The following is a 23,606-nucleotide window of genomic DNA, read 5'->3' on the forward strand; positions in this document are numbered from 1 at the left end:
GCGTCTTCGGCCAGCGATGGCCGGGGGAGGGGCTGGTGAGCGAGAACGGCAAGGGCCGAGACGATAGCTGGCCGGCCGACGGCGAGGACATGCGCAGTGCCGCCGAACGGCAGGCCGAGGCCGACCGCGAGGCGACGGCTGCGCTGATCCTTCGGCTGCGCTCGCAAGGCATTCGCAACACACGGCTGCTCTCGGCGATCGAGCGGGTGCCGCGGCGCATGTTCCTGTCCGCCGCGCTGCAGAGGCATGCGGGCGAGGACACGGCGCTGCCCATCGAGTGCGGCCAGACCATCTCCCAGCCGAGCCTCGTCGTCAGGATGACCGACGCGCTGGACATCGGCCCCAAGCACAAGGTGCTGGAAGTGGGCACCGGCTCCGGGTTCCAGGCGGCCATCCTCGGCCTGACGGCGGGGGAGGTGCACAGCATCGAGCGTTACCGTACCCTTGTGGATCTGGCGCGCGAGCGGCTGGCGTCGCTGCGCATCACGAGCGTGCGCGTGCATCACGGCGACGGCCTGGAAGGCTTTGCCGAAAGCGCCCCCTACGACCGCATCATCGTCACCGCCGCCGCACCCGAGGTGCCCAAGGACCTGCTCGACCAACTGGCGGATGGCGGCAAGCTGATCATGCCGCGCGGGCCCAAAGGCAGCCTCCAGCAGCTGGTGCTGATGGAAAAGCAGGGCGGGCGCTTTTCGGAGAAGGTGCTGGCGGAGGTGCGATTCGTGCCGCTGGTCGAGGGAACGGCGAGCCGGTTGTAGCCTTGCGCCCGGCGCAAGGGGCAGATGCAGACCGGCCGGAGATTTTCGGCACGAAAACGCAAATTGGTTTACGGGCGGGCCGCGACTTTAAGTCTTTATCAACGTTACCGGCATTTAATCGACATCATGATTTCAGGTGTCTTCAGTCCGAGTAGCGCCATGACAATGCAGGTTCTTCGCCCTTCCTCCCGACTGCTTACGCAGACTGCCGTCGTGATCGTGCTCGCCGCGCTCGCAGGAGCCTGCAGCGGCGGCGTCGAGCGGTTCGAGGACCCCATCTTCACCGGCAATACTGACAATCAGCGTGCGATGCTTGGCGGGAAGTCCCAGCCGAGCTTCGACAGTGTCGCGGCCGGGCCGCGCCAGACGACGGGTGCCGTGCAGCGCTCGACGCTGCCGCCGCCGACCGCCGCCAACAGGCCCGTGTCGACCGGTTCCATCGGCAATGCGCGGACCAGCACGCCGCCTGCCTCCGGCACCTATGCCGGCGTGCCGGCAGCGGCGAGCGCTTCGGCGGCAGCTTCCGGCCAGGTGCGCACGGTGCGCGGATGGACCACGGCCGGGGCGACCCAGATCACCGCACGCCAGGGCGACACCGTCGCCGGCCTGTCGCGGCGCTACGGCATCCCGCAGCATGTGCTCGGCGAGATCAACGGCACCGACGCCAATGGCAGCTTCACGGCCGGCCAGCGCGTGACGATCCCGACCTATTCGCATGGCGCCCCCAACATCGCGTCCGCCGCGCCGTCGCAGCCGACGACGCGCCTGCCGGATGCTGGCGGCTCGCCGAGCGTGACCGGTTCGATCCCGGCCGGAGCCGGACTTGCCAGCGCGCCGCGGCCGCAGGCAAAGCCGGGTGCCCAGACGCGACTCGCTTCCCTGACCACGCCGCAGCCGGGCAGGGGTGTCGTCACCTCGCCCAAGAGCAAGCCCGCGGCCCTGTCCAGCCGCCCGAGCCAGCCCGCGACCCCGGTCGCGACGAGCCCGGCACGGCCCGCGATCGCCCGCGGCGAGACGGCGCCGACCGCACCGATCGCCGTGTCCCGCGACACCACTCCGGAGCCTGCGGCAACCGGAGACCGGCGCTTCCGCTGGCCGGCGCGCGGACGGATCATCTCCGAGTTCGGCCCCAAGCCGGGCGGCGCGCACAACGATGGAATCAACCTGGCCCTGCCGGAAGGCACCGAGATCAAGGCGGTCGAGGACGGCACGGTGATCTACTCGGGCAACGAGCTGAAGGGCTTCGGCAACCTGGTCCTGGTGCGCCACGACGACGGCTGGGTGTCCGCCTATGCCCATAACAGCTCGCTGCTGGTGAAGCGCGGCGATGCGGTGCAGCGTGGCCAGACCATCGCCAAGGCCGGCTCCAGCGGCTCGGTGAGCCAGCCGCAGCTTCATTTCGAGCTGCGCCGCGGCAACAAGCCGGTCGACCCGATGAAGTATCTCGCGAGCCTGTAAGGGGTTTCGCCTTCCGCGCGCCTTTCGGGCGGGCAGGAACCTTGCAGCGGACGCGCCCACCCGGCGCGTCCGTTTTCGTTTTCCACAAGCAACGGCGGCGGCAGGCAAAGTCTCTTTGCACAATCGTCACATGAGCGGCCGCTTGCGCTTGACTTGACGCGCGGCTCGCCGTACATCACCGCCACTCCCGGCGGCCAAGCGTCGCCATGAGGTGAGCGGGTGTAGCTCAGTTGGTTAGAGTGCCGGCCTGTCACGCCGGAGGTCGCGGGTTCGAGCCCCGTCACTCGCGCCACTCACCTTTACGGGAGCCTTTCGCAGCAATGCGAAGCGGGCGAGCGGGTGTAGCTCAGTTGGTTAGAGTGCCGGCCTGTCACGCCGGAGGTCGCGGGTTCGAGCCCCGTCACTCGCGCCACTCGCCCAAACTTCTTTCTCCTCGAGTTCAGACTTTCCAGACCGGACGCCGAGGCGACGGACGGGCCTTCGGGCCTCGTCTTCCGTTCGCCGCCGGCCGCGCCGTGCGTCTCCTGTGCAAAAGCCCTGCACCGACACATTGTCGCACCAATTGCATGGCGGGTTCTTCGCCTGCGTGCGGTTGCATGACCGGTCGGCGCGTTTCATCCGGGGAGGGGACATCGATGGCACGGATCACGGGCGGGGCGCTGGCGATTCTGGTTCTGGGGACATTGGCCCCAGGGGGCGCAGCGCCGGCGCAGGCGGGCGTGATGTGCACGATGGTGATCGAATCGGCGAGCCGCTCGGTACTCCTGGAGGAAGGCGACTGCACGCGCCGCGTGACACCGGCCTCCACCTTCAAGGTGCCGCTCGCGGCCATCGGCTATGAGGAAGGCGTGCTGAGCGGCCCGCATTCCCCGGTCTGGACCTGGGCCAAGGGCGAGGTCGACTGGGGCGGCGATCCCTGGCGCGGCGACGTCGACCCCATGCACTGGATGAAACATTCCGTCGTCTGGTATTCGCAGCGCATGGCCAGGAAGCTCGGCCGTCCGCTGCTGGAGCAGCGAACGAGCGCGCTCGGCTTCGGCAATGCCGACTTTTCCGGCGACCCGGGCGAGGACAACGGACTGGAGCGCGCCTGGATCGCGTCCTCCATGACGGTCTCTGCCCGCGAGCAGGCGCTGTTTCTGACAGGATTGCTCAATCGCACGCTGCCGCTGTCGGAAAGCGCGCAGGCGCAGGCCGAGGCCCTGCTGCCGGCGCTCGAGGCGGGCGAGGGCTGGACGCTGAGCGGAAAGACGGGCGGAGCGTATCCGCGCCTTGCGGACGGCAGTTTCGACCGCTCGCGCGGCTTCGGCTGGTTCGTCGGCTGGGCCGAGGCGAAAGGGAGCCGCGAGGGCCAGCGGCTCGTCTTCGTGCGGCTGGTGCAGGACGAGACGCGCCAGCGCGGCTCGCCGGGGCGGCGCGCCCGGGCGGCCTTCCTGGAGGAATGGCCCGCCATCGCAAAGCGCCTGCCCGCCGACGGTCCGCCGCTTTCGGGCAAAAACTGACGCAGGGGCCTTTCGCGCCTGCAAAAAACCGCTTTCGATTACACCGTCGTCGGACTTGCGTTGCGTTTGTGCGTGGGCTAAGCGTGCCCCATGGGCACTGGCGGGAGCGTGCCTCCACGCGCATCCGCCGCAATCGCCGGGAAAGAGGGACCGGCTGCGCTTTGCGCGGCCGGACGCGTTGCATGGGGCACAGGGCTCCGCAGCGGAAATGGCCCGGCGGAAGGACATTAGGACATGGAAGAGCTCCTGAGAGATTACGTTCCGATCCTCGTCTTCATCGGGGTATCGCTCGTCATCGGCCTCGCGCTTTTGATTTCGCCGTTCCTGCTCGCCTACAAGAATCCCGATTCGGAAAAGCTGTCGGCCTATGAGTGCGGCTTCAACGCCTTCGACGATGCGCGCATGAAGTTCGACATCCGCTTCTATCTGGTCGCGCTGCTGTTCATCATCTTCGATCTCGAAGTGGCCTTCCTGTTCCCCTGGGCGGTCGCGTTCGGCGACCTCGGCTGGTACGGCTTCTGGTCGATGATGGCCTTCCTCGGCGTTCTGACCGTCGGCTTCATCTACGAATGGAAGAAGGGGGCCCTGGAATGGGACTGACGTCGCAGCAGCCGCTCATCGCCCAGGCTCCGAAGGGCATCCTGGATCCGGCCACCGGCAAGCCGGTCGGCGCCAATGATCCGTTCTTCATGGAAATCAACGACGAGCTGGCCGACAAGGGCTTCGTCGTCACCGCGACCGACAATCTGATCCAGTGGGCGCGCACCGGTTCGCTCATGTGGATGACCTTCGGTCTCGCCTGCTGCGCGGTCGAGATGATGCAGATGTCGATGCCGCGTTACGACGCCGAGCGCTTCGGCTTCGCGCCGCGCGCCTCACCGCGCCAGTCGGACGTGATGATCGTCGCCGGCACGCTGACCAACAAGATGGCTCCGGCCCTGCGCAAGGTCTACGACCAGATGCCGGAGCCGCGCTACGTCATCTCCATGGGCTCTTGCGCCAATGGCGGCGGCTACTACCACTACTCCTATTCGGTGGTGCGCGGCTGCGACCGGGTCGTTCCGGTCGATATCTACGTTCCCGGCTGTCCCCCGACGGCCGAGGCGCTGCTTTACGGCGTTCTTCTGCTTCAGAAGAAGATCCGCCGCACCGGAACGATCGAACGCTGAACGCCGCCCGCGGCGTGCCGGCCCGGCCGGCACGCCTCACGCAAGCGACTAGACGGGTCAGGATCATGGACGAGACGCTCGCCGAGCTTGGCGAACACATTCAGGCGCATCTGGGCGATGCCCTCGACGGCTACAAGGTCGAGTACGGGGAGCTGACGCTTCTCGCGCGGGCCTCGGAAATCGTCCAGGTGGTGCGGTTCCTGCGCGACGACTCCAGCTGCCAGTTCGTCAACCTGACGGATCTGTGCGGCGTCGACTGGCCGAAGCGGGACAACCGCTTCGACGTGGTCTACCACTTCCTGTCGCCGAAGCAGAACCTGCGCATCCGCGTGAAGGTGGCCACCGACGAGGAAACGCCGGTTCCCTCCATCATCGACGTGTTCGCCGGTGCGGAGTGGTTCGAGCGCGAGACCTACGACATGTACGGCGTGCTGTTCTCCGGTCATCCGGACCTGCGCCGCATCCTGACCGACTACGGCTTCGACGGCTATCCGCTGCGCAAGGACTTCCCGCTGACGGGATATGTCGAGGTTCGCTACGACGACGAGAAGAAGCGGGTGGTCTATGAGCCGGTCCGGCTCAACCAGGAATTCCGTGACTTCGACTTCATGTCGCCTTGGGAGGGTGCGGAATACATCCTGCCCGGCGACGAAAAAGCCAAGACCAATTGAGGCAGCCGATGGCAGAGGCTCAGGTCCGCAACTTCAACATCAATTTCGGCCCGCAGCATCCGGCGGCGCACGGCGTGCTGCGCCTGGTGCTGGAGCTGGACGGCGAGGTGGTGACGCGTGTCGATCCGCATATCGGCCTGCTGCATCGCGGCACCGAAAAGCTGATCGAGCACAAGACCTACCTGCAGGCGGTGCCCTATTTCGACCGGCTCGACTATGTCGCGCCGATGAATCAGGAGCATGCCTTCGCGCTGGCGGTCGAGAAGATGCTCGGCATCACCGTGCCCAAGCGCGGCCAGCTGATCCGCGTGCTCTACTCGGAGATCGGCCGGATCCTGTCGCACCTGCTGAACGTGACGACGCAGGCGATGGACGTCGGCGCGCTGACCCCGCCGCTGTGGGGCTTCGAGCCGCGCGAAGAGCTGATGGTCTTCTACGAGCGGGCCTGCGGCGCGCGCATGCATGCCGCCTATGTGCGGCCGGGCGGCGTGCACCAGGACCTGCCGAAGGAACTGCTCGACGACATCTGGGACTTCTGCGATCCGTTCCTGCAGACGCTGGACGACATCGAGGGTCTCTTGACCGACAACCGCATCTTCAAGCAGCGCAACGTCGATATCGGCGTGGTGTCGCTGGAAGACGCCTGGGCGCGGGGCTTCTCCGGCGTCATGGTGCGCGGCTCGGGCGCTGCCTGGGACCTGCGCAAGTCGCAGCCCTATGAGTGCTATGCCGAACTCGATTTCGACATCCCGATCGGCAAGAACGGCGACTGCTACGACCGCTATCTCATCCGCATGGAAGAGATGCGCCAGTCGGTGCGCCTGATGAAGCAGTGCCTGGAGAAGCTGACGGTGGAGACGGGCCCGGTCTCGTCGATGGACGGCAAGGTGGTTCCGCCCAAGCGCGGCGAGATGAAGCGCTCGATGGAAGCGCTCATCCACCACTTCAAGCTCTACACCGAAGGTTATCGCGTGCCGGAAGGCGAGGTCTATGCGGCCGTCGAGGCGCCGAAGGGCGAATTCGGCGTCTATCTCGTCGCCGATGGCAGCAACAAGCCCTATCGCTGCAAGATCAAGGCCCCCGGCTTTGCCCATCTGCAGGCGATGGATTTCATGTGCCGTGGACATCAGCTGGCCGACGTGTCGGCGGTTCTCGGCTCCCTCGATATCGTGTTCGGAGAGGTGGACCGGTAATGGCCGTTCGTCGCCTTCACCCTGAGCAGCCCGAAAGCTTCGCCTTCACGGCGGCCAATCTGGACTGGGCAAACAAGGTCATCTCGCGCTACCCGGAAGGCCGCCAGGCCTCCGCGGTGATCCCGCTTCTGTGGCGGGCGCAGGAACAGCACGAGGGCTGGCTGCCCGAGCCGGCGATCCGCTATGTCGCCGAAATGCTCGGCATGCCGGATATCCGCGTGCTGGAGGTCGCGACCTTCTACACGATGTTCCAGCTGGCTCCGGTCGGCAAGAAGGCGCATATCCAGGTCTGCGGCACCACGCCCTGCCAGCTGCGCGGCTCGGAAGACCTGATCCGGGTCTGCAAGTCGAAGATCGCGGCCCATGCGCATGAGCTGTCGGCCGATGGCGACTTTTCGTGGGAAGAGGTCGAGTGCCTTGGCGCCTGCGTCAACGCGCCGATGGTGCAGATCTTCAAGGACACCTACGAGGACCTGACGCCGGAGAGCCTGGAAAAGCTCATCGACGACATTTCCGCCGGGCGCGAAGTGACCCCGGGCCCGCAGAACGGCCGTCGCTTCGGCGCGCCGGAAGGCGGTCCGACCACGCTGACCGGCCTGTCCGACAAGACCCGCGGCGGCGATCCGCTTCCCACAGTGGTCAACGGTGCGGAAGCGGCCTCGCATGCCTTTGCCGGCGCCTCGATCAATGCCGGTGGCAACGACTACAACGGCGTTCCGGGCGCGGCTGCGGCCGGTGCCGCCAAGACGGCGGCCCCCAAGGCCGAGGCCAAGCCGAAGGCCGCGAGCGCAGCTCCCGCTGCTGCCGCCAAGGCCGCTGCCGCCAAGGACGAGGCCGGCCCGGCGCCGACCGAGGCTGCAAAGCCGGCCGCTCCCAAGCGGACCAAGGAAAGCGCCCAGGCGAGCCTTGATCTTGCCGCGGCCGATACTTCGGCCGAGGAGAGCGAGCCCGAGCTGCTGACCGGCGCGCGCGGCGGCAAGGCGGACGACCTCAAGCGGATCAAGGGCGTCGGCCCGAAGCTCGAGGGCATCCTCAACGAGCTCGGCGTCTACCATTTCGACCAGATCGCCTCCTGGACCGACGAGAACAAGGCCTGGGTCGACACCCGGCTGAAGTTCAAGGGGCGTATCGATCGCGAAGACTGGATCGCACAGGCCAAGGTGCTGGCGTCCGGCGGCGAAACCGATTTCTCCAGGCGCGTCGACGGTGGCGACGTGCCCACGAGCAAGTCCTAAGGGAAGGGGATCGCGATGCTGCAGGATCAGGACCGGATCTTCACCAATATCTACGGCCTGCACGACTGGGGCCTGGATGGCGCGCGTCAGCGCGGCCATTGGGACGGCACCAAGGGCCTCATCGACAAGGGCCGCGACTGGATCATCAACGAGATGAAGACGTCGGGCCTGCGCGGGCGCGGCGGTGCGGGCTTCCCGACCGGCCTCAAGTGGTCGTTCATGCCGAAGGAGTCGGACGGTCGTCCGGCCTATCTCGTCGTGAATGCGGACGAGTCCGAGCCGGGCACCTGCAAGGACCGCGAGATACTGCGCCATGACCCGCACACGCTGGTCGAGGGCTGCCTGATCGCCGGTTACGCGATGGGCGCGATCGCTGCCTACATCTATGTGCGCGGCGAATTCATCCGCGAGCGCGAGCGCCTGCAGGCGGCCATCGACCAGGCCTATGAGGCCGGGCTGATCGGCAAGAACAACAAGAACGGCTACGACTTCGACATCTATGTCCACCACGGCGCCGGCGCCTATATCTGCGGCGAGGAAACCGCGCTGCTGGAGAGCCTGGAAGGCAAGAAGGGCCAGCCGCGGCTGAAGCCGCCGTTCCCGGCGAATGTCGGCCTCTACGGTTGCCCGACGACGGTGAACAACGTGGAGTCCATCGCTGTTGCCCCGACCATCCTGCGCCGGGGCGCTGCGTGGTTCTCGGGCCTCGGCAAGCCGAACAATGCGGGCACCAAGCTGTTCTGCGTTTCCGGCCACGTGAACCGTCCCTGCACGGTCGAGGAAGAGATGGGCATTCCCTTCCGCGAGCTGATCGACCGCCATTGCGGCGGCATCCGCGGCGGCTGGGACAACCTGCTCGCCGTGATCCCGGGCGGCTCGTCCGTGCCGTGCGTGACGGCGGAGAACATCATCGACTGTCCGATGGACTTCGACAGCCTGCGCGGGCTGGGCTCGGGCCTCGGCACGGCGGCGGTGATCGTGATGGATCGCTCCACCGATATCATCAAGGCCATTGCCCGCCTGTCGTACTTCTACAAGCACGAGAGCTGCGGACAGTGCACGCCGTGCCGCGAGGGCACGGGCTGGATGTGGCGCGTGATGGAGCGCATGGTGGCGGGCAACGCCTCCAAGGAAGAGATCGACATGCTCTTCGACGTCACCAAGCAGGTGGAAGGCCACACGATCTGCGCCCTCGGCGACGCGGCCGCATGGCCGATCCAGGGCCTGATCCGCAACTTCCGGCCGGTGATCGAGGAACGCATCGACCAGTACGTGGCCAAGAGCCGCAAGCCGGCGCAGTCGCTGGCAGCGGCACAGTAAGGCGGCCGCAGAGATGGTCGCAGGAAACAGGACGACACGTTCGCGCGCGAAAAGGGCGCTGCGGGCAAGCCGCGAGGGCAGCAAGGCATGAACAAGACGATCTTTGTCGACGGCAAGGAGATCGAGGTTCCGCAGGACTACACGCTGCTGCAGGCTTGCGAGGCGGCGGGGGCCGAGGTGCCGCGCTTCTGTTTCCACGACCGGCTGTCGATTGCCGGCAACTGCCGCATGTGCCTCGTCGAGGTGAAGGGCGGACCGCCGAAGCCGGTGGCCTCCTGCGCCATGAACGTGCGCGACCTGCGCCCGGGCCCGAACGGCGAGCCGCCGGAGGTCTTCACCAAGACCCCGATGGTCAAGAAGGCCCGCGAGGGCGTGATGGAGTTCCTGCTGATCAACCATCCGCTCGACTGCCCGATCTGCGATCAGGGCGGCGAGTGCGATCTGCAGGACCAGGCCATGGCCTATGGCGTCGACGCGTCCCGCTATGCGGAGAACAAGCGCGCCGTCGAGGACAAGTATATCGGCCCGCTGGTGAAGACGATCATGACGCGCTGCATCCACTGCACGCGCTGCGTCCGCTTCACCACGGAAGTCTGCGGCGTCGCCGACCTCGGCCTGATCGGCCGTGGCGAGGATGCCGAGATCACCTCCTATCTGGAGAACGCGCTGTCCTCCGAGATGCAGGGCAACGTCGTTGACCTGTGCCCGGTCGGTGCGCTGACCCACAAGCCCTATGCCTTCCAGGCCCGTCCGTGGGAGCTGAAGAAGACCGAGACCATCGACGTGATGGACGCGGTCGGCTCGGCGATCCGCGTCGACACCCGCGGCCGCGAGGTCATGCGCGTGCTGCCGCGTCTCAACGAGGCGGTCAACGAGGAGTGGATCTCCGACAAGACCCGCTACATCTGGGACGGCCTGAAGACCCAGCGCCTCGACCGCCCCTATGTGCGCGTCGATGGCAAGCTGCGCCCGGCCAGCTGGGGCGAGGCGTTCGCCGCCATCGCCTCCAAGGTCAAGGCGTCGAGCCCGGAGAAGCTGGCGGCGATCGCCGGCGATCTGGCGAGCGTTGAGGAAATGTTCGCGCTGAAGAGCCTGATGACGGCCCTCGGCTCGGCGAACATCGACTGCCGCCAGGACGGGGCCGCGCTCGATCCGGCGCTCGGCCGCTCCTCCTATCTGTTCAACGCGACCATCGAGGGGATCGAGGACGCGGATGCGGTGCTGATCATCGGCTCCAACCCGCGTCTCGAGGCTCCGGTGCTGAACGCGCGCATCCGCAAGCGCATGCGCATGGGCCCGCTTCCCGTTGGCGTCATCGGCCAGCAGGCCGACCTGACCTACCCGGCGACGTATCTGGGCGCTGGCGCCGAGACGCTGGCGGATCTTGCCGCCGGCAAGCACGGCTTCGCCGACGTTCTGAAGAACGCCGAGCGCCCGTTGATCATCGTCGGCCAGGGCGCGCTGTCGCGCGCCGATGGCGCGGCCGTCCTGTCGGCTGCTGCTGCGCTGGCCCGTTCGGTCGGTGCGGTCGGTTCCGACTGGAACGGCTTCTCGGTGCTGCACACTGCGGCCTCGCGCGTCGGCGGCCTCGACATCGGCTTCGTGCCGGGCGAGGGCGGCAAGGGCACGGCCGAGATCCAGCAGGCGGCAGGCGAGGGCGCGATGGACGTCGTGTTCCTGCTCGGCGCCGACGAGATGGACATGGGCGCCTTCGGCTCGGCCTTCGTGGTCTATGTCGGCACCCATGGCGACCGCGGCGCACACCGCGCCGACGTGATCCTGCCGGGTGCTGCCTATACCGAGAAGTCGGGCACCTGGGTCAACACCGAGGGCCGCGTGCAGCTCGGCGACCGGGCCGCATTCCCTCCGGGCGAGGCCCGCGAGGACTGGGCGATCCTGCGTGCGCTCTCCGCGCAGCTGGGATCGGCGCTGGCGTTCGACTCGCTTGAGGACCTGCGCAAGGCGCTCTATGCGGCGCATCCGCTGATGGCGCGCATCGATGCCATTGAGAACGACGGCGGCGAGGGCACCGCGAAGGCGGCCGACCTCGGCGGCAAGATGGCCGGCGAGGCGTTCCAGCCGGCGATCACCGACTTCTACCTGACCAATCCGATCGCGCGGGCCTCCGCGACGATGGCCGAGTGTTCGGCCCTCGCCAAGGCACGCGCGGCAGAGGCCGCGGAGTAAACGGGGGCAATGATGGCGGACTTCTGGGCGGATTATCTCTTCCCGCTGATCATCATGGTGGCACAGAGCGTGCTGCTGCTGGTCGCACTGCTGCTGATCGTGGCCTACATCCTGTACGCGGACCGCAAGGTCTGGGCGGCGGTGCAGATCCGTCGCGGCCCGAACGTCGTCGGGCCCTGGGGCCTGCTGCAGTCCTTTGCCGACCTTCTGAAATTCGTGCTGAAGGAGCCGGTGATCCCGGCCGGCGCCAACAAGGGCCTGTTCCTACTGGCGCCGCTGGTCACCGTGACGCTGGCGCTGACCGCCTGGGCGGTGGTTCCGGTCGCCGACGGGTGGGTGATCGCCGACATCAATGTCGGCATCCTGTTCATCCTCGCGATCTCCTCGCTCGGCGTCTACGGCATCATCATCGGCGGTTGGGCCTCGAACTCGAAGTATCCGTTCCTGTCTGCGCTGCGCTCGGCGGCGCAGATGGTCTCCTACGAGGTGTCCATCGGCTTCGTCATCGTGACGGTGCTCTTGTGCGTCGGCTCGCTGAACCTCACGGACATCGTCCTGGCGCAGAAGACCGGCCTTGCCAGCGCGCTTGGGCTTCCGTGGCTGGCCTTCCTGAACTGGTACTGGCTGCCGCTGTTCCCGATGTTCGTGATCTTCTTCATCTCGGCGCTGGCGGAGACCAACCGTCCTCCGTTCGATCTGGCCGAGGCCGAGTCCGAGCTGGTCGCCGGTTTCATGGTCGAGTACGGCTCCACGCCCTACATGATGTTCATGCTCGGCGAGTATGTGTCGATCGCGCTGATGTGTGCGCTGACGACCATCCTGTTCATGGGTGGCTGGCTGCCGCCGCTGGACGTCGCACCCTTCACCTGGGTCCCGGGCTTCGTCTGGTTCCTGCTGAAGTCGCTGCTGGTGTTCTTCATGTTCGCGATGGTCAAGGCGATGGTCCCGCGCTACCGGTACGACCAGCTGATGCGCCTCGGCTGGAAGGTGTTCCTGCCGCTGTCGCTGGCCATGGTGTTCGTCGTGGCGGCCGTGCTGATGGCCATGGGCTGGGCGCCGACCGGCGCGTAAGGGCCGGGCGGGCGAGAGCCGGGCACATAAGGAGAGGGCGGCATGTCGGTCTCGATTGCAGGACTGATCGGTGCCGCCATCGGCCTCTATGTGGGCTGGATCGACTACAAGATCGTCGTCGGCGTCCTGAGGGCGGCGGCGGAACGGCAAAAGAAGCAGAGCGGGCGTGAAAGCCTGCTCGGGCGATACATGGGCCAGCTCCAGATCCTGGTGATGGCCTTCTCGCTGGTCGGGTTTCCGGTGGTCGGGTACCTGGCAGGCAGTTCGCTCGCCGGTTAGGCGGGCGGGGAATTCCGGGTCGGCGGCCGACGGGCGGCATGCCGGTACAGTTCAAGGATTTGGCCGCTCGCGGTCCGCGCTCTTGTCGGGGCTTGCGGGACCGGCGGGCGGGCCAGAGGAAAACGTAACCACGGGGCTAGACGCCATGGCACTGCAACAGGCGGCAAAATCGCTTCTGCTGAAGGAGTTCGTCTCCGCCTTCTTCCTGGCGATGCGCTACTTCTTCAAGCCGAAGCCGACCATCAACTACCCCTTCGAGAAGGGGCCGGTGAGCCCGCGCTTCCGCGGCGAGCACGCGCTGCGCCGTTATCCGAACGGCGAGGAGCGCTGCATCGCGTGCAAGCTGTGCGAGGCGATCTGTCCGGCTCAGGCGATCACCATCGAGGCCGGCCCGCGCCGCAACGACGGCACGCGGCGCACGACCCGTTACGACATCGACATGGTCAAGTGCATCTACTGCGGCTTCTGCCAGGAGGCGTGCCCGGTGGACGCGATCGTCGAGGGCCCGAACTTCGAGTTCGCCACCGAGACGCGCGAGGAGCTGTACTACGACAAGGAAAAGCTGCTGGCGAACGGCGACCGTTGGGAGCGGGAGATCGCCAGCAACATCGCCATGGACGCGCCTTATCGCTGAGGCGGCGGGAGTGGACGGCGCGCGGCCCGTGGTCTAAGACGAGGCCGCTGCGCGCCGGAAGCGCCCAATTCATCTGGAGCCGCGACGCGGCTGCGACTTAAACGGGGACGACGGGGGCACACCGCGACATGGTCCTGCAAGCCATCTTCTTCTATCTCTTCGCCGCTGTTGCGGTCGCGTCGGCCTTCATGGTCATCGCGTCCCGCAATCCGGTGCACTCCGTCCTGTTCCTGATTCTCGCCTTCTTCAACGCCGCGGGCCTGTTCATCCTGCTTGGGGCGGAGTTCCTGGCGATGCTGCTCGTCGTCGTCTATGTCGGCGCGGTGATGGTGCTGTTCCTGTTCGTGGTGATGATGCTCGACGTCGACTTCGTCGAGATGCGCCAGGGCTTCCTGCAGTACATGCCGGTGGGCGGCCTGATCGGCCTGATCCTCCTGGTCGAGCTGCTGTTCGTGCTCGGCGCCTGGGTGATATCGCCAGAGATCGCCGGAACGACGGCCGCGCCCGCACCGCTGCCTGCGGACATGTCGAACATCCGCGCGCTCGGCGAGCTCGTCTACACCCGCTACATCCTGTTCTTTCAGACGGCCGGCCTCGTCCTGCTGGTGGCGATGATCGGCGCCATCGTGCTGACGCTGCGCCACAAGGAAGGCGTGCGGCGGCAGAACATCTCTGAGCAGGTCGGCCGCACGCGCGAAGCGTCGGTCGAGGTGCGCAAGGTCGAAACCGGCAAGGGTATCTGAGGATCCCGCCATTCACATGACAGGTGCGCGCCCGCCCGGGCCGCGCGCCGCAAGGTCTCACTCGGGGGAGCATCACGAGGCGCCCATGGAAATCGGTCTGTCACACTATCTGGCGGTCGCCGCGATTCTGTTCACCATCGGAATCTTCGGCATCTTCCTGAACCGCAAGAACGTGATCGTCATCCTGATGTCGGTGGAGCTCTTGCTGCTCTCCGTCAACATCAACCTGGTCGCCTTCTCGGCGTTCCTCGGCGATCTGGTCGGGCAGGTCTTCGCGCTTCTGGTGCTGACCGTCGCGGCTGCCGAGGCGGCCATCGGCCTTGCGATCCTGGTGGTGTTCTACCGCAACCGCGGCTCGATCGCGGTTGAAGACGTCAACATGATGAAGGGGTAAGGGCAGGATGTACCAGCTTATCGTCTTTCTGCCCCTGATCGGCTTCCTGATCGCCGGCCTCTTCGGCCGGGTGATCGGCGCCAAGGCGAGCGAATACGTCACCTCCGGCCTGCTGATCGTGGCGGCCATCCTGTCGTGGATCGGGTTCTTCTCCATCGGCTTCGGCGACACTGCCGTGGTCAAGGAGCCGGTGATGCGCTGGATCACGTCCGGCACGTTCGATGTCGAGTGGACGATCCGTGTCGACACGCTGACCGCCGTCATGCTGGTGGTGGTCAACTCCGTGTCCGCGCTCGTGCATGTCTACTCCATCGGCTACATGCACCACGATCCGCACCGGCCGCGCTTCTTTGCCTATCTGTCGCTGTTCACCTTCGCCATGCTGACGCTGGTGACCTCCGACAACCTGCTGCAGATGTTCTTCGGCTGGGAGGGCGTCGGTCTCGCCTCGTATCTGCTGATCGGCTTCTGGTACCAGAAGCCCTCGGCGAACGCCGCGGCGATGAAGGCCTTCGTGGTCAACCGCGTCGGCGACTTCGGCTTCATCCTCGGCATCTTCGGCATCTTCGTGCTGTTCGGCTCGGCCGACTACGACGCGATCTTCGCCAATGCCCAGGCCTTCGCGGAAGGCGAGCCGAAGGTCGTGCTCGACTTCCTCGGCTACCAGCTGACTCAGGACGCGGCGCTGACCGTGACCTGCCTGCTGCTTTTCATGGGCGCCATGGGCAAGTCGGCGCAGTTTCTGCTGCACACCTGGCTGCCGGACGCGATGGAAGGCCCGACGCCGGTCTCCGCGCTGATCCACGCCGCCACCATGGTGACCGCGGGCGTGTTCATGGTCGCGCGTCTGTCGCCGGTCTTCGAGCTGTCGCACACCGCGCTGACCGTGGTGACGTTCTTCGGCGCGACGACGGCGTTCTTTGCCGCGACCGTCGGCCTCGTCCAGAACGACATCAAGCGCGTCATCGCCTACTCGACCTGCTCGCAGCTCGGCTACATGTTCGTCGCGCTCGGCGTCGGCGGCTACTCAATCGCGATCTTCCACCTGTTCACGCACGCCTTCTTCAAGGCGCTCTTGTTCCTCGGCGCCGGCTCGGTGATCCATGCCGTGTCGAACGAGCAGGACATGCGCAAGATGGGCGGGCTGCGCAAGCATATCCCGCTGACCTACTGGATGATGGTGATCGGCACGCTGGCTCTGACCGGCTTCCCGCTGACCGCCGGCTTCTTCTCCAAGGACGGTGTGATCGAGGCGGCCTATGTCGGCCACAACGCCTTCGCCATGTACGGCTTCTGGCTGACCGTGGCGGCTGCCGGCCTGACCTCGTTCTACTCCTGGCGCCTTGCCTTCATGACCTTCCACGGCAAGCCGCGTGCCTCCGTCGACGTGATGAAGCATGTGCACGAGAGCCCGCTGGTGATGACCGTGCCCCTGATGATCCTGTCGGTCGGCGCGCTGTTCGCGGGTCTCGCTTTTGCCGGCGTGTTCATGGGCGAGGGCTACGAGGGCTTCTGGAAGGGGGCGCTGTTCACCTCCGAGGAGAACCATATCCTGCACGACATCCACGAGGTGCCGCTGTGGGTGAAGGCATCGCCCTTCGTGATGATGGTGCTCGGCTTCGCGTTCGCCTGGCTGTTCTACATCCGCTCGCCCGAGATCCCGCGCCGCCTGGCGGAGCGTCACGACGGCCTGTACCGCTTCCTGTTGAACAAGTGGTACTTCGACGAGCTGTATGACGCGATCTTCGTCCGGCCCGCCATGTGGCTCGGCCGCCAACTCTGGAAGAAGGGCGACGGGGCGACCATCGACCGGCTCGGACCGGACGGCATCGCCGCCCGCGTCCAGGACGTCAGCTCCTGGGCCGTGCGTCTGCAGACCGGATATCTCTATCACTACGCATTCGCCATGCTGATCGGCGTCGCCGCGCTGATCACCTGGTCCATGTTCTCCGTCGGGGGCGCTCACTGATGAGCAACTGGCCGCTTCTTTCGATCACGACCTTCCTTCCGCTGGTCGGCGTCTTCTTCATCCTGCTGGTCCGCGGCGAGGACGAGGGGGCGAAGGAGAACATGCGCCGCGTGGCGCTGATCACCACGGTGTTCACCTTCATCGTGTCGCTCTTCATCTGGGGCGGCTTCGATGCGGCAAATCCCGGCTTCCAGTTCCAGGAAAGCGGGGAGTGGCTGGGTGCGAACATGGGCTACCGGATGGGCGTCGACGGCATCTCCATGCTGTTCGTCATCCTGACCACGTTCCTGATGCCCTTCTGCATCCTCGCCAGCTGGCAGAGCGTGCAGCTGCGGGTGAAGGAATACATGATCGCCTTCCTGGTGCTGGAAACGCTGATGATCGGCGTGTTCTGCGCGCTGGACCTGGTCATGTTCTACGTGTTCTTCGAGGCCAGCCTGATCCCGATGTTCCTGATCATCGGCGTGTGGGGCGGCAAGCGGCGCGTCTATGCCAGCTACAAGTTCTTCCTCTACACGCTGCTCGGCTCGCTCCTGATGCTGATCGCGCTGATGGCGATGTACTGGAACGCGGGCACCACCGACATCCCGACACTGATGTCGCACGGCTTCCCTGAGAACATGCAGACCTGGCTGTGGCTGGCCTTCTTCGCCTCCTTCGCGGTGAAGATGCCGATGTGGCCGGTGCATACCTGGCTGCCGGATGCGCACGTCGAGGCGCCGACGGCCGGCTCGGTCATCCTGGCGGCGATCCTGCTGAAGATGGGCGGCTACGGCTTCCTGCGCTTCTCGCTGCCGATGTTCCCGCTGGCGAGCGAGATGTTCGCGCCGCTGATCTTCACCCTCTCGGTGGTGGCCATCGTCTACACCTCGCTGGTGGCGCTCGCCCAGGAAGACATCAAGAAGCTGATCGCCTACTCCTCGGTGGCGCACATGGGCTACGTGACCATGGGCATCTTCACCATGACGGAGCAGGGCGTGCAGGGTGCGCTGTTCCAGATGCTTTCGCACGGCATCGTCTCCGGCGCGCTGTTCCTGTGCGTCGGCGTGATCTATGACCGCATGCACACCCGCGACATCGCCGCCTATGGCGGTCTGGTGAACCGGATGCCGTTCTATGCGGTGGCCTTCCTGATCTTCACCATGGCCAATGTCGGCCTTCCGGGCACCAGCGGCTTCGTCGGCGAGTTCCTGACGCTGATGGGCGCGTTCCAGGTGAACACCTGGGTGGCCCTGATCGCGACCTCGGGCGTCATCCTGTCGGCCGCCTATGCGCTCTTCCTCTACCGGCGCGTCGTGTTCGGCGTGCTCGACAAGGAGAGCCTTAAGTCGATCACCGACCTGACGCTCCGCGAGAAGGTGATCCTGGTTCCGATGATCATCCTGACCATCCTGTTCGGCTTCTATCCGGCGCCGATCCTGGATGCCACAGCCGCCTCCGTGGGCGCGCTGGTCACGCAATACCAGGCCGCGATCGAGGCGGCCCAGTCGACCGCCATGCTGGCGCAGTAAGGTCCCGAGGACGAAAGACGCCATGAACGCCTATTCCCAACTCCCGGATCTCTCGCCCGCGCTGCCGGAGCTGTTTCTCGCCATCGGCGCGCTGGCGCTGCTGATGATCGGCGTGTTCGGCGGCCGCAAGATCACGCCCTACGTGACCGCGCTGTCGGTCGCGCTGCTGGCGGTGGCGGCGCTGCCGCTGCTGCTGCCCGCGCAGTTCGGTATCACCGAAACGCTGAGCTTCCACGGCGCCTTCGTGCTCGACGGCTTTGCCCGCTATCTCAAGCTGCTGACGCTGATCGGCTCTGGCTTCGCCATCGCCATGTCGGTCGCCTTCGCCCGCAACGAGAATTTCGAGCGGTTCGAGTATCCGGTGCTGATCGTGCTGTCGACGCTCGGCATGCTCCTGATGCTGTCGGCCAACGATCTGATCACGCTCTATCTCGGCCTCGAGCTGTCCTCTCTGGCGCTCTACGTCATCGCGGCGTTCAACCGCGACAGCGTGCGCTCCACCGAGGCGGGCCTGAAATATTTCGTCCTCGGCTCGGTGTCCTCCGGCATGCTGCTCTACGGCATGTCGCTGGTCTACGGCTTCACCGGCCAGACCGGCTTTGCGGCCATCGCCGCGGCGGTCACCGCGCAGGGCGGGTCTTCGCTCGGCCTGATCTTCGGCCTCGTGTTCATCCTCGCCGGCCTTGCCTTCAAGATCTCGGCCGTGCCGTTCCACATGTGGACGCCGGACGTCTATGAGGGCGCGCCGACCCCGGTGACGGCCTTCTTCGCCGCCGCGCCGAAGATCGCGGCCATGGGTCTGATGACCCGTGTCGTCATCGAGGCGTTCGAGCCGGTGACCCACGACTGGCAGCAGATCGTCGTGTTCATCTCCATCGCCTCGATGGCGCTTGGCGCCTTCGCCGCGATCGGACAGAAGAACATCAAGCGCCTGATGGCCTATTCGTCCATCGGCCACATGGGCTTTGCGCTGGTCGGCCTTGCCGCCGGCTCGAAGGCCGGTGTCGAAGGCGTCATGATCTACATGACCGCCTATCTGGCGATGACGCTGGGTGCCTTCGCCTGCATCCTGTCGATGCGCCGCAAGGACGGCATGGTCGAGGAGATCTCGGATCTCGCCGGTCTGTCGCGCACCAACCTGCCGATGGCGGTGCTGCTCGGCATCCTGATGTTCTCGCTGGCCGGCATTCCGCCCTTCGTCGGCTTCTTCGCCAAGTTCTACGTGTTCCTGGCGGCGGTCGAGGCGGGTCTCTATCCGCTGGCGGTGATCGGCATGCTGGCCTCGGTGGTCGGTGCCTACTATTACCTGCGCATCTGCAAGGTGATGTTCTTCGACGAGCCGGCACGCCAGTTCCTGCCGATGCCGGTGGAGCTGAAGTTCACCCTCGGCCTGTCCTCGGCCTTCGTGGTGTTCTTCGTGGTCTTCGCCGGGTCCATCGTCGAGATGGCCGGCACGGCAGCGGGGACGCTGTTCTGAGCACCTTCGCCTTCGACGGCCGGGTCCGCAAGGTTCCCGGCGTCGCTGGATACCGCGTTGCCGCCCACGCGGAACTGGGGTCGACCAACAGCGCCGCCCTTGCCGCGGCTGCCGAGGGAGATCCCGGCAATCTATGGATCGTCGCCGGCCGCCAGACCTCTGGGCGCGGTCGGCGCGCCCGCCCTTGGGTTTCCGAGCCGGGCAACCTATATACATCCTTGTTGACCATCGATCCGGTGCCGCCCGCCCGGATCGGACAGTTCCCGCTGATCGCCGCGCTTGCCCTTGCCGATGCCGTCGACACGATGACCGGCTCCTACGGACTTGTCCGGCTCAAGTGGCCGAACGACCTCCTGGTGGATGGCGCCAAGATTTCCGGCATCCTGCTGGAGGCCACCATGCTTGCCGATGGACGGCGGGCGGTGGTATGCGGCTTCGGGCTCAATCTTTCGCATCATCCGGAACTGCCGGATTACAAGGCGGCCGACCTTGCCGGGCTCGGCTATCAGATCAGCCCGGAGCAGGCCTTCACGGCGCTTGCCGCCAGCCTTGCGCGGCACATGCAGCGCTGGCGCGAGGCGCCGTTCTCGAGCTGTCTCGACGACTGGCGCAGCCGCGCCGTCGGCATCGGTGCGCCGATCCGGGTGCGGCTGGAGAACCGCGAACTGAACGGGATTTTCGCCGGGCTCGACCCGGAGGGACGGCTGGTGCTGGAGACCGGCGACACGAGGCAGACCATCGCCGCGGGCGATGTCTTCTTCGATGGCGCGGCCCTGGGGACACCTGCTGCCGGCCATACGGCCGGCTGACGACGAGATTGCAGGCGGGCATGTCGCGGATGCCCTGCCGGTGACCACAAACGCGACGCGAGGCTGTCCGCATGCGGCGGACGGCCCATATTGGCATTCGAGACGACCGGCCCGGGACGGGATCCGCAAGGATCGCTGCCGCCTGGTCGGTCCATACAGGAGCATTCAATGGCCACCAGAAAAAGAGCCGGCGGCAAGGGCACGGGCGAGAACGAGCTCGTGTTCGTCGCGCTCGGCGGCCTCGGCGAGATCGGCATGAACATGGCGCTCTACGGCTACGGCCCGGAGCATGATCGCCGCTGGCTGATGGTCGATTGCGGCGTGACCTTCGCCGGGCCGGACCTTCCCGGCGTCGACATCGTCGTTCCCGACATCCGTTTCATCGAGGAAGAGCTAGACCGGCTCGACGGCATCGTCATCACCCACGCGCACGAGGACCATTACGGCGCCATCGTGCATCTGTGGCCGCGGCTCAAGGCGCCGCTCTACATGACGCCGTTCACGGCGGCGCTGCTGGAGGCCAAGGCCGCCGGCGAGCCGGGCGTCGGCAAGATCCCGGTCACCGTGGTGGAGCAGGGCGCCCGCGTCGAGATCGGCCCGTTCGAGGTCGAGTTCGTCGCCATGTCGCATTCGATCCCCGAGCCGTGTGCGCTGGCGATCCGCAGCCCGGCCGGCACGGTGCTGCATTCGGGCGACTGGAAGATCGACCCGACGCCGGGCATCGGCAAGCCGATCGACACCCAGCGTCTGGCCGAGATCGGCGACGAGGGCGTCCTCGCCCTGATCTGCGACAGCACCAATGCCCCGCGCGAGGGCTCCAGCCCCAGCGAGGCGGACGTTTCCACCGGGCTCGCCAAGGTCATCCGCAAGGCCAAGCGCCGCGTCGCGGTGACCACCTTCGCCTCCAACGTGGCACGTATCCGCTCGGTCGCTCTGGCCGCGCAGGAGGCCGAGCGCGATGTGGTGGTGATGGGCCGTTCCATGCAGCGGACCATCGAGGTCGCCCGCGAGCTCGGCTATCTCGACGACCTTCCCGCGTTCCTGTCCGAGGATGCCTATGGCTACCTGCCGCCGGAGCGCGTGGTGCTGCTGCTGACCGGCAGCCAGGGCGAGGAGAGGGCGGCGCTGGCGCGCATCGCGTCCGGCGACCACCGGAATGTCGCGCTGTCGAAGGGCGACATGGTGATCTTTTCCTCCCGCACGATCCCCGGCAACGAGAAGGCGGTCGGCAGCATCATCAACAAGCTGGCCGAGTCCGAAGTCGAGATCGTCACTGACCGCGACGCACTCGTGCATGTGTCGGGCCACCCGCGCCAGGACGAGCTGGTGCAGCTTTACGAGCTGGTGAAGCCGAAGGCGCTGATTCCCGCCCATGGCGAGGCGATGCACCTGAAGGCGCATCGCGACCTTGCGGTGCGCCACGGCATCAAGGACACGCTGATCGCCCGCAATGGCGACGTTGTGCGGCTGGGGACGGGCAAGTTGACGGTGGTCGACGAGGTGCCGACCGGCATCACCGTCAAGGACGGGCTGCTCTACGGCGATCTGGAGGAGATGGGCGTCAACGAGCGGCGCAAGCTCTCCTTCGCCGGCGCGGTGACCGTGTGCGTCGTCATCGACGCCAAGGGAGCGCTGATCGGAGAGCCGATGGCGTCGCTGTTCGGCCTGCCGGAAACCGACCGCGAGGGCGACGACCTGGAGGACATCGTCATCGACGAGGTGATCTCCGCGCTGGAAAGCATTCCCAAGAACCGGCGCAAGGACGACGACGTCGTCGCCGAGGCGGCCCGCCGCGCGGCGCGTGCGGCCGTGCGCGATTGCTGGGGCAAGAAGCCTCTGACCGAGGCGCTGGTCCAGCGCGTGTGACCAATTGACGGGTGGCGGGCGCGCCCGCCATGCGTCATGACTGTTGCGTCATGACGGGCGGGCCGGGCGCTGCGGCCCGGCCGTCGTCTCTTGTGGAGGGAAGCTGATGATCGGACGCCTGAACCATGTGGCCATCGCCGTGCCGGACCTTGAGGCCGCGACGGCGACCTATCGCGATACGCTGGGGGCGCGGGTTTCGCAGCCGCAGCCCGAGCCGGACCATGGCGTCACCGTCGTCTTCATCGAACTGCCCAACACCAAGATCGAGCTGCTGGAAGCGCTCGGCGAGAATTCGCCGATCAATGCCTTCCTGGAGCGCAATCCCTCCGGCGGCATCCATCATGTCTGTTACGAGGTGGAGGATATTCTCGCCGCCCGCGACCGGCTGGTGGAAAAGGGGGCGAGGGTGCTGGGAACGGGCGAGCCGAAGATCGGCGCGCACGGCAAGCCGGTGCTGTTCCTGCACCCGAAGGATTTCAACGGCACCCTGGTGGAGCTGGAGCAGGTCTGACGACCTGCGTGCAACGTTCTCGTTAAAAAGGCAAAGCGGTGTCTCTGGTCTCCTCGCTCGCGATCTATTTCGTCATCTGGTGGATCATCCTCTTCGCGATCCTGCCGATCGGCGTGGTAACGCAGGAAGAAGGCGGGGAGGTGGTTCCGGGCACCGAATCCAGCGCGCCCCAGCGGCCGCAGCTGCTGAAGAAGGCCTTGATCACCACCGTGGTGGCGGCGGTGGTCTTTGCCGGGGTCTATTGGCTGAAGGTCTATTCCGGGCTGACCCTCGACGACCTGCCCCTGAAGCCGCCCAGCAGCCGCTGACGGCGGCGGGGACGCAGGCGCGACAGGCGCTTGCCCGTCCGCCCCTCCTTCGCAGATCCGTCCAGGGCGATGGCGATCGCCAGCTCCTGCTCGCAGTCGGAGATGAATTGCGCCTTCTGCTCTCCGGTGAGGAGAGACAGGTCGTCGCAACCGAACCGGCGCCCGGCAAGTCCGCGCGCCAGCGGCATCTGGTCGTAGCGTCCCAGCTTCATCAGGAGCTGGTCGAAGCGCCAGTCGACAGACCAGCCCGACTGGGCGGGCGTCTTGTCATTCGGATCGCCAAACAGCATTACGCACTCCCTCGGCGGGCTGGTGCCGCAACGACGCGTCGCCGGTGACGTTGTTTCACCGGGATCTTGCGTGGTTGCATCGGAAACAGCCTGCCATACTGTCCACCCCCGTTGCCATCCTCGAATGCACGCCGTGATTGCATCGTTATCTCGCAGTGCGGGCCTTGCAAGCTCTTGCGCGTGCGTGCGGCTTGTCAGGCGGGCCGGACCCCGGTAAGGAACCGGATGAGGGTTTGCAGGTCCGCTCCGGC

General features: G+C 66.4%; 23 protein-coding genes and 2 tRNA genes. 24 read left to right on the forward strand and 1 reads right to left on the reverse strand.

The annotated features are described in order from the left end of the window. The first annotated feature begins 35 nt into the window (after positions 1 to 35). The 24 genes from ACVJ6E_RS08280 (at position 36) to ACVJ6E_RS08395 (ending at position 23,065) form a co-directional block, all read left to right on the forward strand. A complete protein-coding gene (locus ACVJ6E_RS08280) occupies positions 36 to 758 on the forward strand; it encodes a protein-L-isoaspartate(D-aspartate) O-methyltransferase (protein ID WP_371811385.1) in 723 nt (240 codons plus the stop codon). Positions 759 to 971: 213 nt separating this feature from the next. Next, a complete protein-coding gene (locus ACVJ6E_RS08285) occupies positions 972 to 2,216 on the forward strand; it encodes a murein hydrolase activator EnvC family protein (protein ID WP_491676423.1) in 1,245 nt (414 codons plus the stop codon). Positions 2,217 to 2,431: 215 nt separating this feature from the next. Then, positions 2,432 to 2,508, forward strand: a tRNA-Asp gene (locus ACVJ6E_RS08290). Between the two features lie 43 nt (positions 2,509 to 2,551). Next, positions 2,552 to 2,628, forward strand: a tRNA-Asp gene (locus ACVJ6E_RS08295). 223 nt (positions 2,629 to 2,851) lie between these two features. Then, on the forward strand, positions 2,852 to 3,718 hold the full coding sequence (locus tag ACVJ6E_RS08300) for a penicillin-binding transpeptidase domain-containing protein (RefSeq protein ID WP_158592634.1): 867 nt from the start codon (positions 2,852 to 2,854) through the stop codon (positions 3,716 to 3,718). A 234-nt stretch (positions 3,719 to 3,952) separates the two neighbouring features. Then, complete coding sequence (locus tag ACVJ6E_RS08305; protein ID WP_067215349.1) at positions 3,953 to 4,318, forward strand: NADH-quinone oxidoreductase subunit A; 366 nt, start codon at positions 3,953 to 3,955, stop codon at positions 4,316 to 4,318. Continuing rightward, a complete protein-coding gene (locus tag ACVJ6E_RS08310) occupies positions 4,309 to 4,887 on the forward strand; it encodes a NuoB/complex I 20 kDa subunit family protein (RefSeq protein ID WP_120267845.1) in 579 nt (192 codons plus the stop codon). Before ACVJ6E_RS08305 ends, ACVJ6E_RS08310 begins: the two co-directional genes overlap by 10 nt. A gap of 65 nt (positions 4,888 to 4,952) precedes the next feature. Then, positions 4,953 to 5,558: an NADH-quinone oxidoreductase subunit C gene (locus ACVJ6E_RS08315; protein ID WP_120267846.1), complete on the forward strand. Its 606-nt coding sequence runs from the start codon at positions 4,953 to 4,955 to the stop codon at positions 5,556 to 5,558. An 8-nt stretch (positions 5,559 to 5,566) separates the two neighbouring features. Continuing rightward, positions 5,567 to 6,751: an NADH-quinone oxidoreductase subunit D gene (locus ACVJ6E_RS08320; RefSeq protein WP_120267847.1), complete on the forward strand. Its 1,185-nt coding sequence runs from the start codon at positions 5,567 to 5,569 to the stop codon at positions 6,749 to 6,751. Beyond that, positions 6,751 to 7,986: an NADH-quinone oxidoreductase subunit E gene (locus ACVJ6E_RS08325; RefSeq protein ID WP_120267848.1), complete on the forward strand. Its 1,236-nt coding sequence runs from the start codon at positions 6,751 to 6,753 to the stop codon at positions 7,984 to 7,986. Before ACVJ6E_RS08320 ends, ACVJ6E_RS08325 begins: the two co-directional genes overlap by 1 nt. A 15-nt stretch (positions 7,987 to 8,001) precedes the next feature. Continuing rightward, on the forward strand, positions 8,002 to 9,306 hold the full coding sequence (gene nuoF, locus ACVJ6E_RS08330; RefSeq protein ID WP_067215338.1) for an NADH-quinone oxidoreductase subunit NuoF: 1,305 nt from the start codon (positions 8,002 to 8,004) through the stop codon (positions 9,304 to 9,306). Positions 9,307 to 9,393: 87 nt separating this feature from the next. Beyond that, positions 9,394 to 11,493, forward strand: coding sequence for an NADH-quinone oxidoreductase subunit NuoG (gene nuoG / locus ACVJ6E_RS08335; RefSeq protein WP_120267849.1), 2,100 nt, complete (start codon positions 9,394 to 9,396; stop codon positions 11,491 to 11,493). A gap of 12 nt (positions 11,494 to 11,505) precedes the next feature. Next, complete coding sequence (gene nuoH / locus ACVJ6E_RS08340; protein WP_185925221.1) at positions 11,506 to 12,564, forward strand: NADH-quinone oxidoreductase subunit NuoH; 1,059 nt, start codon at positions 11,506 to 11,508, stop codon at positions 12,562 to 12,564. 42 nt (positions 12,565 to 12,606) lie between these two features. Next, positions 12,607 to 12,843 carry an NADH dehydrogenase gene (locus tag ACVJ6E_RS08345; RefSeq protein WP_067215332.1) on the forward strand — a complete coding sequence of 79 codons (237 nt, stop codon included), beginning with the start codon at positions 12,607 to 12,609 and terminating at the stop codon, positions 12,841 to 12,843. 145 nt (positions 12,844 to 12,988) lie between these two features. Then, complete coding sequence (nuoI, locus tag ACVJ6E_RS08350) at positions 12,989 to 13,477, forward strand: NADH-quinone oxidoreductase subunit NuoI (protein ID WP_067215330.1); 489 nt, start codon at positions 12,989 to 12,991, stop codon at positions 13,475 to 13,477. 128 nt (positions 13,478 to 13,605) lie between these two features. Next, complete coding sequence (locus ACVJ6E_RS08355) at positions 13,606 to 14,220, forward strand: NADH-quinone oxidoreductase subunit J (RefSeq protein WP_067215328.1); 615 nt, start codon at positions 13,606 to 13,608, stop codon at positions 14,218 to 14,220. Between the two features lie 85 nt (positions 14,221 to 14,305). Continuing rightward, positions 14,306 to 14,614 (forward strand): NADH-quinone oxidoreductase subunit NuoK, encoded by a 309-nt coding sequence (nuoK, locus tag ACVJ6E_RS08360; RefSeq protein ID WP_067215325.1) that lies wholly within the window; start codon positions 14,306 to 14,308, stop codon positions 14,612 to 14,614. Positions 14,615 to 14,621: 7 nt separating this feature from the next. Next, complete coding sequence (gene nuoL / locus ACVJ6E_RS08365) at positions 14,622 to 16,583, forward strand: NADH-quinone oxidoreductase subunit L (RefSeq protein WP_120267851.1); 1,962 nt, start codon at positions 14,622 to 14,624, stop codon at positions 16,581 to 16,583. Next, positions 16,583 to 18,094: an NADH-quinone oxidoreductase subunit M gene (locus ACVJ6E_RS08370; protein ID WP_120267852.1), complete on the forward strand. Its 1,512-nt coding sequence runs from the start codon at positions 16,583 to 16,585 to the stop codon at positions 18,092 to 18,094. The genes nuoL and ACVJ6E_RS08370 overlap by 1 nt, the downstream gene beginning before the upstream one ends. 22 nt (positions 18,095 to 18,116) lie before the next feature. Then, positions 18,117 to 19,571: an NADH-quinone oxidoreductase subunit NuoN gene (gene nuoN, locus ACVJ6E_RS08375; RefSeq protein WP_120267853.1), complete on the forward strand. Its 1,455-nt coding sequence runs from the start codon at positions 18,117 to 18,119 to the stop codon at positions 19,569 to 19,571. Further along, the gene (locus ACVJ6E_RS08380) at positions 19,568 to 20,380 is read left to right on the forward strand and encodes a biotin--[acetyl-CoA-carboxylase] ligase (RefSeq protein WP_120267854.1); all 813 of its coding nucleotides are present in this window, start codon (positions 19,568 to 19,570) and stop codon (positions 20,378 to 20,380) included. The genes nuoN and ACVJ6E_RS08380 overlap by 4 nt, the downstream gene beginning before the upstream one ends. 168 nt (positions 20,381 to 20,548) lie before the next feature. Further along, positions 20,549 to 22,246, forward strand: a complete 1,698-nt coding sequence (locus ACVJ6E_RS08385; RefSeq protein ID WP_120267855.1) for a ribonuclease J — start codon at positions 20,549 to 20,551, stop codon at positions 22,244 to 22,246. 106 nt (positions 22,247 to 22,352) lie between these two features. Continuing rightward, positions 22,353 to 22,757 (forward strand): methylmalonyl-CoA epimerase, encoded by a 405-nt coding sequence (gene mce / locus ACVJ6E_RS08390; protein WP_120267856.1) that lies wholly within the window; start codon positions 22,353 to 22,355, stop codon positions 22,755 to 22,757. Positions 22,758 to 22,795: 38 nt separating this feature from the next. Next, on the forward strand, positions 22,796 to 23,065 hold the full coding sequence (locus ACVJ6E_RS08395) for a DUF1467 family protein (protein WP_120267857.1): 270 nt from the start codon (positions 22,796 to 22,798) through the stop codon (positions 23,063 to 23,065). Here the strand turns inward: ACVJ6E_RS08395 and ACVJ6E_RS08400 are convergent. Next, positions 23,011 to 23,355 (reverse strand): hypothetical protein, encoded by a 345-nt coding sequence (locus ACVJ6E_RS08400; RefSeq protein ID WP_120267858.1) that lies wholly within the window; start codon positions 23,353 to 23,355, stop codon positions 23,011 to 23,013. The genes ACVJ6E_RS08395 and ACVJ6E_RS08400 overlap by 55 nt on opposite strands. Between the last annotated feature and the right edge of the window lie 251 nt (positions 23,356 to 23,606).

The organism is Stappia sp. G46H5W (assembly GCF_058448995.1).

What these genes read in the sequence shown, in the direction of transcription:
- ACVJ6E_RS08300 (WP_158592634.1), top strand. Translation starts at nt 2,852, where the DNA reads ATGGCACGGATCACGGGCGGGGCGCTGGCGATTCTGGTTCTGGGGACA.
- ACVJ6E_RS08305 (WP_067215349.1), top strand. Translation starts at nt 3,953, where the DNA reads ATGGAAGAGCTCCTGAGAGATTACGTTCCGATCCTCGTCTTCATCGGG.
- ACVJ6E_RS08310 (WP_120267845.1), top strand. Translation starts at nt 4,309, where the DNA reads ATGGGACTGACGTCGCAGCAGCCGCTCATCGCCCAGGCTCCGAAGGGC.
- ACVJ6E_RS08315 (WP_120267846.1), top strand. Translation starts at nt 4,953, where the DNA reads ATGGACGAGACGCTCGCCGAGCTTGGCGAACACATTCAGGCGCATCTG.
- ACVJ6E_RS08320 (WP_120267847.1), top strand. Translation starts at nt 5,567, where the DNA reads ATGGCAGAGGCTCAGGTCCGCAACTTCAACATCAATTTCGGCCCGCAG.
- ACVJ6E_RS08325 (WP_120267848.1), top strand. Translation starts at nt 6,751, where the DNA reads ATGGCCGTTCGTCGCCTTCACCCTGAGCAGCCCGAAAGCTTCGCCTTC.
- nuoF (WP_067215338.1), top strand. Translation starts at nt 8,002, where the DNA reads ATGCTGCAGGATCAGGACCGGATCTTCACCAATATCTACGGCCTGCAC.
- nuoG (WP_120267849.1), top strand. Translation starts at nt 9,394, where the DNA reads ATGAACAAGACGATCTTTGTCGACGGCAAGGAGATCGAGGTTCCGCAG.
- nuoH (WP_185925221.1), top strand. Translation starts at nt 11,506, where the DNA reads ATGGCGGACTTCTGGGCGGATTATCTCTTCCCGCTGATCATCATGGTG.
- ACVJ6E_RS08345 (WP_067215332.1), top strand. Translation starts at nt 12,607, where the DNA reads ATGTCGGTCTCGATTGCAGGACTGATCGGTGCCGCCATCGGCCTCTAT.
- nuoI (WP_067215330.1), top strand. Translation starts at nt 12,989, where the DNA reads ATGGCACTGCAACAGGCGGCAAAATCGCTTCTGCTGAAGGAGTTCGTC.
- ACVJ6E_RS08355 (WP_067215328.1), top strand. Translation starts at nt 13,606, where the DNA reads ATGGTCCTGCAAGCCATCTTCTTCTATCTCTTCGCCGCTGTTGCGGTC.
- nuoK (WP_067215325.1), top strand. Translation starts at nt 14,306, where the DNA reads ATGGAAATCGGTCTGTCACACTATCTGGCGGTCGCCGCGATTCTGTTC.
- nuoL (WP_120267851.1), top strand. Translation starts at nt 14,622, where the DNA reads ATGTACCAGCTTATCGTCTTTCTGCCCCTGATCGGCTTCCTGATCGCC.
- ACVJ6E_RS08370 (WP_120267852.1), top strand. Translation starts at nt 16,583, where the DNA reads ATGAGCAACTGGCCGCTTCTTTCGATCACGACCTTCCTTCCGCTGGTC.
- nuoN (WP_120267853.1), top strand. Translation starts at nt 18,117, where the DNA reads ATGAACGCCTATTCCCAACTCCCGGATCTCTCGCCCGCGCTGCCGGAG.
- ACVJ6E_RS08385 (WP_120267855.1), top strand. Translation starts at nt 20,549, where the DNA reads ATGGCCACCAGAAAAAGAGCCGGCGGCAAGGGCACGGGCGAGAACGAG.
- mce (WP_120267856.1), top strand. Translation starts at nt 22,353, where the DNA reads ATGATCGGACGCCTGAACCATGTGGCCATCGCCGTGCCGGACCTTGAG.
- ACVJ6E_RS08400 (WP_120267858.1), bottom strand. Translation starts at nt 23,355, where the DNA reads ATGCTGTTTGGCGATCCGAATGACAAGACGCCCGCCCAGTCGGGCTGG.